The following is a 14507-nucleotide window of genomic DNA, read 5'->3' as shown; positions in this document are numbered from 1 at the left end:
ATTAACAACCAGAATAACCTGAGAATCTAGCTGATTTTTAAGTTTTATATGCTGTGGGCAGTGTAAAATATTTGCGTATCATAAGATAGATTCAAAACAGATCAATACCACCATCATCATCTCGTAATGGTTTATCTGAGGGTGCCATTTGATCGTAAAAGCACAGCTGATCTCGGCCATTTTCTTTAGCGAAATACAGCGCCTTGTCGGCGTTTTCTAAAACATGGATAGGAAAATCATAAGGTCCTACCTTTGCTACACCGATACTAACGGTTAATTTGTTCACAAAAGGAAACTTTGTACTACGAACAAGTTCCATAAACTTATTTAACAACGACTCGATTTCTTCACGGGTAGCAGGTTCAAACACTAAAACAAATTCTTCTCCGCCAAAGCGAAATAGCAAGTCAGTTGCTCTAAAAAAGCCATCCATCAGCTGAGATAAAATAAGCAACACCTCATCGCCACAAACATGACCATAGTTGTCATTGACTTGTTTAAAATGATCAATATCCATCATAGCCAGCCACGATATCGTTTCTTTGTGTTGCTCTCGATCTTGATTTAACTTAGTCGCTTTGTAATGTTTAATAACCTGTTTTTCGATTAGTTGTTTTAGCTTTTTATCAAACGTTTGCCGATTTAAAAGCCCTGTAAGCTTGTCTCGTTCATTTTCATGCAAAATGGTCAGGTAATTCTCGTAGATACAACAAAATGCATTAAGCAGCACTTGCTCGGAGCTGCCAAGTCCTTTACTAACGATTGAAATAGCGCCGATGGGCTTATCAGTGAGTGTAATTGGAATCCATCGCTTTTCTATACCGTCGTTGCTTTGAATGGCGATAATACATGCCGAGTGTAAACAAGATAATAATTCCGAGCTTGGGCTTTTTATCTTCTCCGATTGAGTCCATCGATAACGTTTACCATCTATCACTTCTAAGCTTAAACAACATTCAACATACATCGCATCTTTTGATGAAACAGATTTATAGATTGATACTTCCTGACATCCGATAAATTCATGAATTGTGGATAGTAAGCTTGATTCAAGTGAGTCAACATCTCGCGTTCGCGTGAGTTTTACAACAGAGTGAAGTAGCTCTTCTTGCATGTTCTGCCCTAGAAAAAACCTAAAGTGTTAAAACAACACTTAAATTGAGTTGTGCGTTTTTAACCAAAGCCCAGGTTATTTAGCTTTAGAAACAACATTATTTAATCAGTATAGACAGGATTTTTAAGCTTGCTGAAGATTGTAAATGAGTGGGTGAAGCCTTTGAAATAGATGTGGAGGACGAGCCTCCACTGTGATGCAACACTGCGCTACAAAAATAGCGCAGTGCAGTGAGCTATACTAGCTGGGCCAGCATCTCTTCACTATATGCAGTTAACGGCTGCTGGTTTTTAACCTTACTCACATAGTCTGGATTAGCGATAAAAGGTCTGCCAATCGCAACTAAGTCAAATCGCTTATCGTCTAGCGCTTGTGATGCCGTTTTCGGCGTAAAGCCACCAACGCCAACCAAAGTACCATTGTAACGCGCACGCATATAATCTGATACACGTCCACCTAAGTGCTCAAATTGCATGTTATCGTCAAAAATACCCACATGGACAAACGCCAGTTCGCGCAAATTCAACTTAGCAAGTAAGTAATCAAACACCGCTTTATCTCTGTGGTCGGGCTCCATGTTAAAGTATGCGCCAGGCGATAAACGCAAGCCTACCCTTTGTGCACCAACGGCATCTGAAACCGCTTCAACAACTTCAAGCGCAAAGCGCGACATGTTTTCAGGAGTTTCGCCATACTCGTCCGTACGTTGATTAGAAGAGTAATGTAAAAATTGGTCAATTAAGTAACCATTTGCACCGTGGATCTCAACCCCATCAAAGCCAGCTTCCATGGCATTTTTTGCTGCCTGTGCATAATCGGCTACTAACTGCTTTATTTCAGATATCGTTGCTGCTTTAGGCGTTTGGTAGCTTAAGTCACGCATTCTTGGCACCGTACCTTCAACACCGATTGCCGATGGTGCTAACACATCCCCTTCGCCAAAAAAATGTGGATGCGCTACGCGGCCCACGTGCCATAACTGCGCGAAAATCTTACCTCCAGCATTATGCACTGCGCGAGTAACATGCTTCCAACCTTCGATCTGCACTTGAGTAAATAACCCTGGTGTATTTGGATAACCCTGAGCATCTGGACGAATAATGGTTGCTTCACTGATGATCAAACCCGAATCGGCTCTGCGTGCGTAGTAAGCTGCCATCGCTTCTGTTGGGACTAAGTTATCGTCTGCCATACAACGCGTCAGAGGAGCCATTAAAATGCGGTTATTTAAAGTAAGTGTATCGTTGAGTTTAAATTGCTCGAACAATGTTGAAGTCATAATTCCTCGCTAAGATAATTTTATTCTGTTAATTTTGAATGTACGTTCAAGATACACATACTTGAATAAACGTTCAAGAACTATTTTTGAATAAACAATCAAATTAGGGTAAAATTTTTTCAACTAATCTAGATAACTCCCTATATGAGAAGCGCAGAATTCGATAAAGAACATGTTTTACGCCAAGCTATGCGCACTTTTATGCAATATGGCTACAGTAAAACCAGTATGCAAAAATTAACGGAAGCCACAGGTTTGCACCCAGGCTCGATTTATTGCGCATTCAAAAATAAAAAAGGCTTGCTGTTAGCATCTGTAGAGCAGTATCAAAAGGATAAGAACGAGCAGTTCGAGCAACTGTTTGCACAACACCAAAACGTTCGTTCTGCGCTGGAAATATTTTTGCAGGATATTGTGCAGCCATATGCCAGTAATGAAGCGACTAAAGTATGCCTACTTACTCGCACGCTGTCAGAAATTGACGGCCAAGACGATGAGGTGACTCAAGTTCTCTCCAATAACCTATGCGCATTTGAACAAGCACTACAAAATGTCTTAAGCAAAGCTCATCACTGTGGAGAAATTGGTTCTACGCCAAGTGCGAAAGAAAGAGCACAGTTTTTAGTTATGGGCATTTATGGTCTAAGAACTTATGCCAGCACCAGTAACGATCAGCAAGCGCTTGTAAGGCTTAGCAAACAACTACTTGAACACGTTTTGCAATAGCAAAATCGTTGCTTTTACTCAATTTTAGACACAAAAAAAGCGCCGTATAAGCGCTTTTTTTGTTTTGCCAATTTATAAGGCAACATGGCGGAGAGGGAGGGATTCGAACCCTCGATAGGGGTTAGCCTATACACGAGTTCCAGTCGTGCGCCTTCAGCCACTCAGCCACCTCTCCGTTGCACCTAAAGTGCGGGGCTAATACTATGAAAAGCAATTCACTTTAGCAAGCAGTTTTTCGGATATATCAATCAGTTGCTCAACTATCGAGCATTACTTTTGCAGACTTGCCGAAAAATCCAGCATACGATTTAACGAGCGCAATGCTCCTTCACGTAAATCCATATCAACAAACACTTCTTTACCTTGGGGGTCAAGCAGTGCCTCTTCAATCGCTTTTAAGCCATTCATTGCCATCCACGGGCAATGAGCACAACTTTTACAGGTAGCGCCTTCACCTGCTGTTGGAGCCTCAAAAAACTCTTTCTCAGGACACAACTGTTGCATCTTATAAAAAATGCCTCTGTCCGTTGCAACAATGAACTTTTTGTTATCCATCGTTTGTGCCGCTTTTATTAGTTGGCTAGTTGAGCCAACCGCATCAGCCAAATCAACTATTTCCGCAGGTGACTCTGGGTGTACTAAAACGGCAGCATCCGGATGAAGCGCCTTCATATCTTTCAATGCTTTGGTTTTAAATTCATCATGAACGATACAAGCGCCGTTCCACATGATCATATCCGCACCTGTTTTCTTTTGGATGTAAGCGCCTAGATGCTTGTCTGGACCCCAAATGATCTTATCGCCTTGCTCATCAAGATGCTCAACTATCTCTAGTGCACATGATGAGGTGACTATCCAATCCGCACGCGCTTTTACCGCAGTCGACGTATTGGCATACACCACTACTTTTCTATCTGGGTGTTGATCACAAAATGCGGAAAACTCGTCAATTGGGCAACCAACATCCAGTGAACATGTTGCCGCTAACGTTGGCATAACCACAGTTTTGTTAGGAGTAAGAATTTTTGCCGTCTCCCCCATAAAACGTACGCCAGCAACCACGATAACATCTGCATCATGCTTAGCACCAAAACGTGCCATTTCTAGAGAATCAGCAACACACCCACCCGTATCTTCAGCCAAGGCTTGAATTTCAGGATCTGTGTAGTAGTGCGCGACTAATACCGCGTTTTTCTCTTTTAACAATGATTTGATACGCGCTTTGTACTGTGATTTTTCATCATCCGATAAAGGCGCAGGCTTAGGAGGAAAAATATAATCCTCTGGCATGATTTGTTCAGCTAAACTCATTTCTCGACCACTGTAGTCACATTGCATAATTAGGGCGAATTATACGTAAATGAGCGCAATAATCCTAGTCAAAGACTGATTAAATGACACGTTGAAGAAATTAAAGTGAAAGATAAAAGAAACTACTTGAGAAATGGTGGGTCATGATGGACTTGAACCATCGACCAATGGATTAAAAGTCCACTGCTCTACCAACTGAGCTAATGACCCGCTCGGATTATTGATATTAGGGGAATGGTGGGTCATGATGGACTTGAACCATCGACCAATGGATTAAAAGTCCACTGCTCTACCAACTGAGCTAATGACCCGCTCTATATCAATAGGGGTGTTTTGAATGGTGGGTCATGATGGACTTGAACCATCGACCAATGGATTAAAAGTCCACTGCTCTACCAACTGAGCTAATGACCCGCTCACGAGTTTTCGTGCCACTAATTCATCCTGAAGCTTTGGGCCGGTAACCAGGTTACCTGTCGTCGTCCTGACTCGCGTTCTCAACACTGCGAAACTACGTTTCGGTTGTTGCTCACCCAACTGAGCTAATGACCCGCTCGATATTCAAAACAGATTTGTAAATGGTGGGTCATGATGGACTTGAACCATCGACCAATGGATTAAAAGTCCACTGCTCTACCAACTGAGCTAATGACCCGCTCACGTTATCCTGTATTTTGCATTGCTGGTGGGTCATGATGGACTTGAACCATCGACCAATGGATTAAAAGTCCACTGCTCTACCAACTGAGCTAATGACCCGCTCAATGCAAGTTTGTAAATGGTGGGTCATGATGGACTTGAACCATCGACCAATGGATTAAAAGTCCACTGCTCTACCAACTGAGCTAATGACCCGCTAGGATAACATTTACAAATTAAGTGGTGGGTCATGATGGACTTGAACCATCGACCAATGGATTAAAAGTCCACTGCTCTACCAACTGAGCTAATGACCCACTTAGTGCAGCATTTTGATTTGAACCAATCGCCTGCTGCGGGCGCTTATAATACTTATTTAAAAAATGAGTGCAACTGAAATACGTAGTTTTTTTCAGTTTTTGTGTCTAAACGCCTAATTTTAAACCATTGTGGTAAAAAATCATGCCATTTATATCTTTGCAAGACGTTCTGTGGCTAATTTTGCAGCAGTCGTACTTGGGTATTCAGATATCAAAGTATTTAAAATTTGCTTAGCAAGATCCGTTTTTTCCAGCTTTTCATACAAAGCGCCTAACTTTAACATTGCATCTGGGCGCTTATTAGAATCAGGAAACTGCTCAACGACCTTTTTAAAATGCACTAATGCATTGTTATCGTCATTTTTGATAGACAATAACTGCCCTAACCAATAATGCGCATTAGGAATGTACACCGAATTAGGAAATGTTGTTAAAAAGCTCTGAAACTCAGGGATCGCTGCATCATAGCGTTTGTCTTGCATGATCAGGGCGACAGCACGGTCGTAGGCTTCATTCTCTGATAAGTCGTTGCTTAGTGCTTGCGACGCATCAACAGGGCTAACTGCCGCAGGCGCTGTATTGCTCTGTTCGTATACTTTTGAAACTCGATTTTCAATCTCTTGATACAACTCTCGCTGGCGTTGTAACACTTTTTCAAGCTTATAACTTTGCTCTTCTGTAACACCACGCACTTGACTCACTTCATCTTGAAGCAAATTAAGCTGCTGTTGAAGCTCAATTTGCAATAGATTGCGAGTTTTCATCATACGTTCTAGTTGCTCAATACGTTGCTCAATAGAACCTGGACTTGGGTTATTTGCAGCCTCAGAAACAGGAGCGGGAGCAGCCCAGACTTGGGTGCTCCCGCTTAGTAACATTAGAGCTGCCAAAATAGTATTCGGCTTCATAATCTCTCTTTACTAAATTAGTATACAAGCACCGCGCGACGGTTTTTAGCAAAGGCTTCTTCTGTGCGTGATTTTACCATTGGTTTTTCTTCACCATAGCTCACAACAGAAATCTGGCTTTGCGACACACCTAAGCTTTGTAGGTACTTAGATACAGCCTTACCACGGCTCTCACCTAGTGCGATGTTGTACTCAGGCGTACCACGCTCATCAGCATGGCCCTCAATTAGTACTTTAACACTTGGGTTTTTAACTAAGAAGTCAGCGTGTGCTTGCAGTAGCTCAGCATATTGGCTTTGAATCGTTGATTTATCAAAGTCAAAGTACACGACCTGCTCTTGACGCAATGCTTCGTATTTTTCGCGCAACTTTTCTTCTGCTGATTTTTCACGAGAAATAGTGTTAACGTCTACTTGATTGTTTGCATCGTTATTAGCAGCTTGATTGCTTTCATTTGCTGCACCTTCGTCAACACTTGAAGAAGAGCTACATGCCGCTAGCGTCATTACTGGTAGAGCCACCAATAGCGCTTTTAAAGTTTTGTTAAGTTGCATCGAGTATATTCCTATTTGTAAAATTCAAACCAGCAAAGTTGTTATAAAAATGGCGACCAGGCCGGAGCCTTCACTTGCCCATCCGAAACGGGAAGCCGCGCTTTAAATCGACCATCCATAGACACTAAAGCCAAAACCTGCTTATTATTGTGTAGCGTACTATAAATAATCATAGAGCCATTTGGCGCAATACTGGGAGATTCGTCTAAACGTGTTCTCGTCAGTACTTGAAACAGCCCTGATCCTAATTCTTTTTTAGCGATGTGATACTTACCTAGCGTTCTATTTACCATAACCAGCTGTTGCCCATCTGGTGTAACTGACCCTGCCAGATTCATATCACCGTCAAAAGTTATACGTTTCGACCTGCCTGTTTCTAAATTTAACTTATATATCTGGGCATTACCACCCCTTTCAGACGTATAGACAATTTCTTTCCCATTTGGGTGCCATGATGGCTCAGTATCTATGCTACGGTGCTTGGTTAAACGCTTTGTTTGTTTGGTTTTAAGGTCCAACAAGTAGACTTCCGTTGCACCACCAGCATCCTTTGAAAGTACTATTAATAGCTGTTTACCATCTGGCGAAAATTGTGGCGCACCATTAATTCCCGGAAAGCTAGTTAATATTTCTCGCTTACCTGTGTATAAATCTTGAAGAATGATCTGTGATTGGCGGTTTTCAAAAGTCACATAGGCAAGCTTATTGCCATCAGGTGACCAAGCTGGCGACATCAAAGGTTCTTTTGAGCGCAGTAACACTTGCTCGTTGTAACCATCATAGTCAGCAACAACTAATTGGTACGGTTTTTCTTCGCCGTCACGCACAATCACATAGGCAATCTTGGTGCGAAAGGCACCGCGCTCACCAGTCAGTGCTTCATACACTACGTCACTGATTTGATGTGCATAGCGTCTAAAACCATCACTGGTAATAATGCTTTGTCTTGCTTCTTTAATATGGTCCTGACTTTTCATAAGTTGACCATTGCTCATCATACGGGTTTCACCACCCGTTATTTGCGCACGGATCACATCAATCAACTCATATTTTACTAAATAGCGACCACCAGGCTGTTGTTCGATAGAGCCAACCACAATTGCCTCAACGCCTTTATTTACCCACGCATTGTAATCAACATCTTCATCGTTGGTGGGCATTTGCGGCATCTCTGCTAAATCAAGTGGTTTAAATTTACCGCTGCGCATCAAATCAGCGGCAATCACTTCACTTAACTGCGACGGCACTTGGCCAACACCATTATATTTAAATGGCACAATGGCGATTGGACGAGCGCTATCTATACCCTCAGTAATGACAATTTCAAGCGCCGCATTTGCAACACCCTGCAAGCCAAAAGCAACGATGATTAACAAGGTTTTCAATCGGTTAAACATGAGCTTCCTTTATAAATTTGGTTTAATTGTTAGATTAATGTTTTTAAGCTGTTCAAACACGTCTTTTTCTTTTGAAACCGGCAAAGTATCAGCCATTCTTACCGCTCTAAGCGCCGCATCACAGACAATCTTGTCGCCCCCTAAAGAAGTGACGCTGGTAACTAAACCGTTAAATGCTAAACGAATATTTACACGGCACTCTTTACCACGCATTTTCTCGTCAGTTAACAAGTTTTGTTGGATACGTTGTGTGATCAAAGCTTGATACTTTTCTACTTCCGTTAACACTTGCTGCTGGCGAATTCTAGCTCTCGCTGCCTGTTCTTTTGCAAGTTGTTCTTGTAGCATTTTCTCTTCTAATGCCTTTTGACGCGCTTGTTCTGCTTCTTCAGCCTTACGCTTTTCTTCAGCCTCTCTAAGCTTTCTTGCCTCTTCCGCTTTGCGTAGTGCATCTTCTTCAGCTTTGCGCTTTTGCGCTGCTGCCTTCGCAGCCTTTTCCGCTGCTAATGTTTCTTGTTGCGCCTTTTGCGCTTGCTCGCGCTGCTTTTTCTCTATTTCACGGGCTTTTTTAGCTTGTGCTTCTGCTTTACGTTTTTCTTCTTCTTTAGCCAAACGCTGCTGCTCAAGTTGCTTAATCCTGCGCGCTTCAGTTTCTCGCTCCTTTCTCGCTTGCACCGCACGACGCTCTAAATCGCGTATACGCTTTTCTTCTGCCTTTTTTTGCGCATCTTCTTTTTGCTTCAGCTCTGCAATTTTCTTTTCAACTGCATTTTGGTCTACTGAAATCGCTGAAACTATTTTCTCAGATGGCTCGCTTTGTGGCGCATTGAGTGTCACCTCCATCACGGTAGGTGTTGGCGTTTCAAATGTCGCGCTAGCAAACAAAAAACCAGCAATGGCTAAGTGCAAGAGAAAAGATTTCAATAATCCACTTTGTAACGAGTCCATGGCTATTCCTCAAACGATTTCGTCATTAAGCCAACCGATGGCACACCCGCATTTTTCAAAAAGTCCATAAGCAGCAATACTTCTTGATACGACACTCTCCCTGAGCCTTTAATCATGACAGGCGTGTCAGGGTTTTGTTGTAATTTCAGTTTTATGATTGCCGCCACTTCAACTGCGTCCATGGGTGCTTCAGGATCTGTCCCTACACTCACATAGTAACGACCTTCAGCGTCAATACTGGCAATAATCGGCGGGGCATCTTTGGTTTCAACCAAGTCAGACTCTTGCATTTGTGGCAAGTCTACTTTTACGCCATGGGTGATCAACGGTGCTGTAGCCATAAAAATAATCAGCAGCACCAACATAACATCTATGTATGGTACAACGTTTATTTCCGCAACTTGGCGACGTTTTTTCCGCACATACATGTTACTTTGCCTCAACTGAATTTGTAGCTTGGCGATGAAGGATGTTAGAGAACTCTTCCATAAAGTTAACGTACTGAGTCTCTGCAACTTCAACATTTTTTGCGAAGCGGTTATAGGCAATAACGGCTGGGATCGCAGCGAATAGACCCATCGCGGTTGCAATCAACGCTTCTGCAATACCGGGCGCTACCATTTGCAAAGTGGCCTGTTTCACTTCGCCTAGCGCGATAAATGCGTTCATGATCCCCCAAACGGTACCAAATAGTCCGATATAAGGGCTAATTGAGCCAACCGTTGCTAAGAAAGATAAGCCAGACTCTAGTTTTTCTACTTCTCTTGATAAGGCGACCCGCATTGAACGGTGAGTGCCCTCGATAACCATGCCAGCAGAAGGTGAGTTACTCTTTTTATGACGTGCAAACTCTTTGAATCCAGCGGTAAATAAAGCTTCTAAGCCAGTTGCTGGCGCAACTTTACTGGTTACTTCGCTATATAGCTTACTCAGGTCTATTCCCGACCAAAACCTTTTCTCAAATTCCTTTGCTTCATTAACAGCTTTACTAATAATTCCTTTACGTTGAAAGATAATAGCCCAAGAGGCAATCGACATCCCAACTAGCGTTAGCATTACAAGTTGCACCAACAAACTTGCTTTTAAAATAAGATCAATAAAATTGAGTCCCGATTCCACTTTATTCTACTCCTAACGATTGTATCTTGGCTTTTAAACCACAAAATCACTTTATTGACTGTAAGCGGCTCTAAAGATTCAGTTAGTTTACTCACACATGCCAGTGCTTACAATCTCATTACCATGAAATACAGCTATTTGGCGACAAAGTACGCAAAAATATAACAAACCACTAAAGCAGCACCTATTTTTAATCCAAAAGGATGAGTCCATATATTTTCCTCGCTTTTTTGATGCGTATTTATTATTAGTAATTGCATAAATGCATAGCTTTATGCATAAATCACGAATAAACCCGCATAAATTCATTGGTAAGACCAATTAACAACAAATAAACTAATACTCACAAGAAGAACAAAAATAAAACAACACAAATAAAACCAACAACTTATAAAGGAACCTAGTTCGTAATTTCGACAACCAAGAAACAGCCACACGACCTTGCTATTAGTTTTTTTTATTTGAAAATTAAATTTTTCTAGTTTGATAGAATATCTAAACACATTTAATATACACCCTGTACTGAGCAAGCAGCATGATTCATGTAAAAGCACAGTTATTAGTAATATGATTTCTGATTTGTCGTATTACTGTTGATAAATGGATTTGGGATAAAACCTGAAGTCATTTATCAGTTCCCTGGATTACTTCCTTCAACTTGTTGTTTTGCCCGCTTTATTAGCGGGCTTTTTTTTGCCTAAAATTCGCTGCAAGTTTACAGAGATAGGATTAACGCTAACTGAAGTGCATTAGTTGGGGGAATATATGTAGAAAAAAGCCCAATATTATTGGGCTTGGGGCATCAAATTAAAGTGCAAGTAGGCCGCATTTGATGCGATACGACCTCTGGGTGTTCGTTGAATAAAGCCCTGTTGGATCAAAAATGGTTCTATGACATCTTCTATCGTTTCTCGCTCTTCACCAATCGCCGCAGCTAAGTTATCTAAGCCAACAGGGCCACCAGTGAACTTTTCAATAATTGCAAGTAAGTACTTTCTGTCCATGTAGTCAAAACCACATTTATCAACATCAACCATATCTAGTGCCTGTTGCGCTATCTCAACCGACACTTTGCCATCTCCTTTAACCTGAGCAAAATCACGCACCCGTCTTAGCAAACGATTTGCGATACGAGGCGTGCCCCGCGAACGCTTTGCTACTTCATCGGCCCCTTCTGGGCTAATTGTAAGATCTAAATAATATGCTGAGCGTGAAATGATCTTCGATAAATCTGCAACTGAGTAAAACTCCAAACGCTGTACAATACCAAATCGGTCCCTTAACGGTGATGTTAATGACCCAGCGCGAGTAGTTGCACCTATCAGAGTAAATGGCGGTAAATCTAGTTTGATTGAGCGTGCAGCTGGTCCCTCTCCTATCATTATATCTAACTGATAGTCTTCCATTGCAGGATATAAAATTTCTTCTACTTGTGGACTGAGTCTGTGGATCTCGTCGATAAATAATACGTCACCTTCTTCGAGGTTAGTTAGCAATGCCGCTAAATCCCCCGCTTTTTCAAGCACAGGTCCTGAGGTTGTTTTAATGTTTACTCCAAGTTCATTGGCCACTATATTTGCCAAGGTCGTTTTACCCAGCCCAGGGGGACCAAAAATAAGTAAATGATCTAACGCTTCTTCCCTTGTGCGCGCAGCTTCGATGAAGATTTCCATCTGCTTTTTAACATGAGGCTGGCCAGTATAATCACTCAGTAACTTTGGTCGTATCGCTCTGTCAACGACATCTTCATTACCCTGTGCTGCTGGTTCTATTAATCTATCGGCTTCTATCATAAGGTTACATCATTGATTTGAGCGCTTCTTTTATCAACGCTTCAGTACTCATATTTGGTTGTGACACATTCTTCACTGCTTTTTGTGCTTGTGCGAGCTTATAGCCCAAAGCAACTAACGCAGCAATCGCGTCATCTGCAGGGGTATCCTCAACCGTTGGGTTTTGCATTGGCTCAAGTATAGCTGAATCACTAAATGGCGTAAGCAAGTCGTGAGCAAAGTTCTTCAGTCTGTCTTTCATCTCAAGCACTAAACGCTCAGCGGTTTTTTTACCCACACCAGGGATTTTAACTAGCGTGGTTGCATCTTCATTATTTACGCATTGAATAAACTGCTCAGCCGACATGCCTGATAAAATGGCCAAACCTAACTTAGGGCCAACCCCATTGGCTTTTATTAGCTCTCTAAATAACGCTCTTTCTTTTTTATGATTAAAACCAAAGAGTAATTGTGCATCTTCACGAACTACAAAATGCGTGTAAATTGCGGCTTGTTCACCCACTTTGGGCAATTCATAAAAACAGGTCATCGGCATTTGCACTTCGTAACCAATACCTGATACATCAAGCAATATCTCTGGAGGTTGTTTTTCTAATAAAATGCCGCTGAGTCTTCCGATCATGATAAGTCCTACCTTAGTCTTCGTCGCACTGTTTTCGTCGCACTACCCGCTAGACGAATTAAGCTTTGTTCTGAGTGTGCATGGCATATTGCGATGGCGAGCGCATCAGCGGCATCGGCTTGCGGTGTACCGGGCAATTTTAAAATACGTTTAACCATTTCTTGAACTTGCGCTTTTTGCGCTGCGCCCGTACCAACCACCGCCTGTTTAACTTGCCTTGCAGAGTACTCACTAACAACCACATCTTGCATAGTGGCAGCAACTATCGCGGCACCACGAGCTTGCCCAAGCTTTAAAGCCGAGTCAGGGTTGTGTGCCATAAACACTTGCTCAATGGCAAAACCGGTTGGGGAGAACTGCTCGATGAGCTGACTTACGCCTTGGTAAATCATTTTTAAGCGGGTTGGAAAATCATGATCACCGAGTTTAATACAGCCACTACCAAGATACTGAAACTTAGCACCATGATGGTTAATCACTCCGTAACCTGTAAAACGAGAGCCAGGGTCTATGCCTAAAATAACAGCCAATGCATCTACTCTTTTTTTATTTAACGGCATAATGCCAAAATACTGTATGAATTACCAGTTATATATCAAGGATAACCCACGCCCCAACAATTTCAAAAACCAATTCATTTAAACGCATCCCCTTATTTTTCGAAAATGCGCTTCTCTACATCTTGGTGCTCTTCTAATGCCATAATGAGTACCGCTTTTTGACTGCTTGCAATATCTAGCCAGTGCCTTCCCTGAAGCGCGCCTTCAAGCGCATAGAGCAAATTTAAGCTTACTGAGCCGCGACAACTTTTAACTCTTAAATAGGCTCTAACTGAGCCAATCTCTTTGAGGGTTTCAAATGAGTCTATACCTGCATCTATGAGCATCTGCTCAGATTTTGGGCCTAAACCGGGTAAGTCAGCAAGTTTTACCATAGAATATTTCCAACGCTTTTTTTTATACACCCAACCGTACAGCTATTTATCCTCAATTGTATATAAGAAGCAACCCACTTCGTTGCTGCCGCTGCTCATGTCGCATTCACCATTTGCGTTCCAAACACTGTTATTACCGGCTGCTAACCAGCCTCCTGTTTTTGAAATGTGATTGCTTAAAAATACGGGCAGTTGATGGTCTTTGGCAATACTTGCCAATATCTTTGAGTCTTGCGCAAAGCCGCTTTGTGAAATTAATGCACTAACTACATAAGCATCTGCGCCGAGAGCCGCCGCATTGGCAGCGTGGTTCGGGTTTGTAAAATCAGCACATATCGCCAGCCCAACTTTATAACCACATATCTCAAATACATAGTCATTAGCCCCAGCAGTGCAGTACGCTTCTTCGCCCGAATGTAAAAACTGTTTATGGTAAAACTCAACTTGGCCATCCGCAAAGCAAACTACCGCACCAATGGTGGGCTTTCCATTATCTAGCAACGGGCATCCTGCAATAATTGTTACACCCTGCTCAACCGCCTCTTTTGATAACGCTTGAAAGTTATCACTGCTTGCGTCAACGGCCAGTTCTTGTATTAAGTCTAACTCGTAACCAATCAACGACAACTCTGGAAACACAACTAGATGCGCGCCCAGTTTGCCTGCTTGCTGAACCAATTCTATATGCGCTTTGAGATTTGCAGCAAAGTTGCCTCTTTGCACTTCAACCTGTGCTAAACAAACCGACATCTTTCTTTTCATTTCACACTCTTCTTTAGCGTTATTTCTTTGTATTTGCTAAAACAAGGCTAAGTCAGTGTTTCACACTGTATATTTAGTTTC

15 protein-coding genes and 8 tRNA genes are annotated in these 14507 nt (G+C 42.1%); 1 reads left to right on the top strand and 22 read right to left on the bottom strand.

Features of this window, described 5'->3' with window-relative positions:
• Positions 1 to 91: 91 nt before the first annotated feature.
• The gene (locus HC733_RS09280) at positions 92 to 1114 is read right to left on the bottom strand and encodes a GGDEF domain-containing protein (protein ID WP_190364764.1); all 1023 of its coding nucleotides are present in this window, start codon (positions 1112 to 1114) and stop codon (positions 92 to 94) included.
• A 235-nt stretch (positions 1115 to 1349) separates the two neighbouring features.
• The gene (locus tag HC733_RS09275; RefSeq protein WP_190364763.1) at positions 1350 to 2393 is read right to left on the bottom strand and encodes an alkene reductase; all 1044 of its coding nucleotides are present in this window, start codon (positions 2391 to 2393) and stop codon (positions 1350 to 1352) included.
• A 144-nt stretch (positions 2394 to 2537) separates the two neighbouring features.
• On the opposite strand from HC733_RS09275, the gene HC733_RS09270 reads away from it, so the two are divergent.
• Positions 2538 to 3119 (top strand): TetR/AcrR family transcriptional regulator, encoded by a 582-nt coding sequence (locus HC733_RS09270; protein ID WP_190364762.1) that lies wholly within the window; start codon positions 2538 to 2540, stop codon positions 3117 to 3119.
• An 85-nt stretch (positions 3120 to 3204) separates the two neighbouring features.
• Here the strand turns inward: HC733_RS09270 and HC733_RS09265 are convergent.
• From HC733_RS09265 to HC733_RS09170, 20 genes are all read right to left on the bottom strand, one after another.
• Positions 3205 to 3294 (bottom strand) — tRNA-Ser (locus HC733_RS09265).
• 95 nt (positions 3295 to 3389) lie between these two features.
• Positions 3390 to 4430 carry a quinolinate synthase NadA gene (nadA, locus tag HC733_RS09260; RefSeq protein ID WP_190364761.1) on the bottom strand — a complete coding sequence of 347 codons (1041 nt, stop codon included), beginning with the start codon at positions 4428 to 4430 and terminating at the stop codon, positions 3390 to 3392.
• A 134-nt stretch (positions 4431 to 4564) separates the two neighbouring features.
• A tRNA-Lys gene (locus tag HC733_RS09255) sits at positions 4565 to 4640 on the bottom strand.
• A 25-nt stretch (positions 4641 to 4665) separates the two neighbouring features.
• Positions 4666 to 4741, bottom strand: a tRNA-Lys gene (locus tag HC733_RS09250).
• Between the two features lie 27 nt (positions 4742 to 4768).
• Positions 4769 to 4844 (bottom strand) — tRNA-Lys (locus tag HC733_RS09245).
• Between the two features lie 165 nt (positions 4845 to 5009).
• A tRNA-Lys gene (locus HC733_RS09240) sits at positions 5010 to 5085 on the bottom strand.
• Between the two features lie 28 nt (positions 5086 to 5113).
• Positions 5114 to 5189 (bottom strand) — tRNA-Lys (locus HC733_RS09235).
• Between the two features lie 20 nt (positions 5190 to 5209).
• A tRNA-Lys gene (locus tag HC733_RS09230) sits at positions 5210 to 5285 on the bottom strand.
• A gap of 25 nt (positions 5286 to 5310) precedes the next feature.
• A tRNA-Lys gene (locus HC733_RS09225) sits at positions 5311 to 5386 on the bottom strand.
• A 152-nt stretch (positions 5387 to 5538) separates the two neighbouring features.
• A complete protein-coding gene (gene ybgF, locus HC733_RS09220) occupies positions 5539 to 6297 on the bottom strand; it encodes a tol-pal system protein YbgF (protein WP_190364760.1) in 759 nt (252 codons plus the stop codon).
• A 17-nt stretch (positions 6298 to 6314) separates the two neighbouring features.
• The gene (gene pal / locus HC733_RS09215; RefSeq protein WP_190364759.1) at positions 6315 to 6851 is read right to left on the bottom strand and encodes a peptidoglycan-associated lipoprotein Pal; all 537 of its coding nucleotides are present in this window, start codon (positions 6849 to 6851) and stop codon (positions 6315 to 6317) included.
• 41 nt (positions 6852 to 6892) lie between these two features.
• Positions 6893 to 8248 carry a Tol-Pal system beta propeller repeat protein TolB gene (tolB, locus tag HC733_RS09210; RefSeq protein WP_190364758.1) on the bottom strand — a complete coding sequence of 452 codons (1356 nt, stop codon included), beginning with the start codon at positions 8246 to 8248 and terminating at the stop codon, positions 6893 to 6895.
• Positions 8249 to 8257: 9 nt separating this feature from the next.
• On the bottom strand, positions 8258 to 9196 hold the full coding sequence (gene tolA, locus HC733_RS09205) for a cell envelope integrity protein TolA (RefSeq protein WP_190364757.1): 939 nt from the start codon (positions 9194 to 9196) through the stop codon (positions 8258 to 8260).
• Between the two features lie 2 nt (positions 9197 to 9198).
• Positions 9199 to 9624 carry a protein TolR gene (tolR, locus tag HC733_RS09200; RefSeq protein ID WP_190364756.1) on the bottom strand — a complete coding sequence of 142 codons (426 nt, stop codon included), beginning with the start codon at positions 9622 to 9624 and terminating at the stop codon, positions 9199 to 9201.
• Position 9625: 1 nt separating this feature from the next.
• Positions 9626 to 10315: a protein TolQ gene (gene tolQ / locus HC733_RS09195; RefSeq protein ID WP_190364755.1), complete on the bottom strand. Its 690-nt coding sequence runs from the start codon at positions 10313 to 10315 to the stop codon at positions 9626 to 9628.
• A gap of 785 nt (positions 10316 to 11100) precedes the next feature.
• Complete coding sequence (gene ruvB / locus HC733_RS09190) at positions 11101 to 12108, bottom strand: Holliday junction branch migration DNA helicase RuvB (protein ID WP_190364754.1); 1008 nt, start codon at positions 12106 to 12108, stop codon at positions 11101 to 11103.
• Positions 12109 to 12112: 4 nt separating this feature from the next.
• On the bottom strand, positions 12113 to 12730 hold the full coding sequence (ruvA, locus tag HC733_RS09185) for a Holliday junction branch migration protein RuvA (protein WP_190364753.1): 618 nt from the start codon (positions 12728 to 12730) through the stop codon (positions 12113 to 12115).
• Between the two features lie 8 nt (positions 12731 to 12738).
• On the bottom strand, positions 12739 to 13260 hold the full coding sequence (ruvC, locus tag HC733_RS09180; protein ID WP_190364802.1) for a crossover junction endodeoxyribonuclease RuvC: 522 nt from the start codon (positions 13258 to 13260) through the stop codon (positions 12739 to 12741).
• Positions 13261 to 13382: 122 nt separating this feature from the next.
• The gene (locus tag HC733_RS09175; protein WP_190364752.1) at positions 13383 to 13664 is read right to left on the bottom strand and encodes a TfoX/Sxy family protein; all 282 of its coding nucleotides are present in this window, start codon (positions 13662 to 13664) and stop codon (positions 13383 to 13385) included.
• Between the two features lie 42 nt (positions 13665 to 13706).
• A complete protein-coding gene (locus HC733_RS09170; protein ID WP_190364751.1) occupies positions 13707 to 14426 on the bottom strand; it encodes a carbon-nitrogen hydrolase family protein in 720 nt (239 codons plus the stop codon).
• Positions 14427 to 14507 lie beyond the last annotated feature (81 nt).

The organism is Pseudoalteromonas sp. S16_S37 (assembly GCF_014694405.1).
Lineage (GTDB): Bacteria > Pseudomonadota > Gammaproteobacteria > Enterobacterales > Alteromonadaceae > Pseudoalteromonas.
The sequence above is the reverse complement of the archived record's forward strand: the minus strand, read 5'-3'. Positions and strand labels throughout refer to the sequence as shown.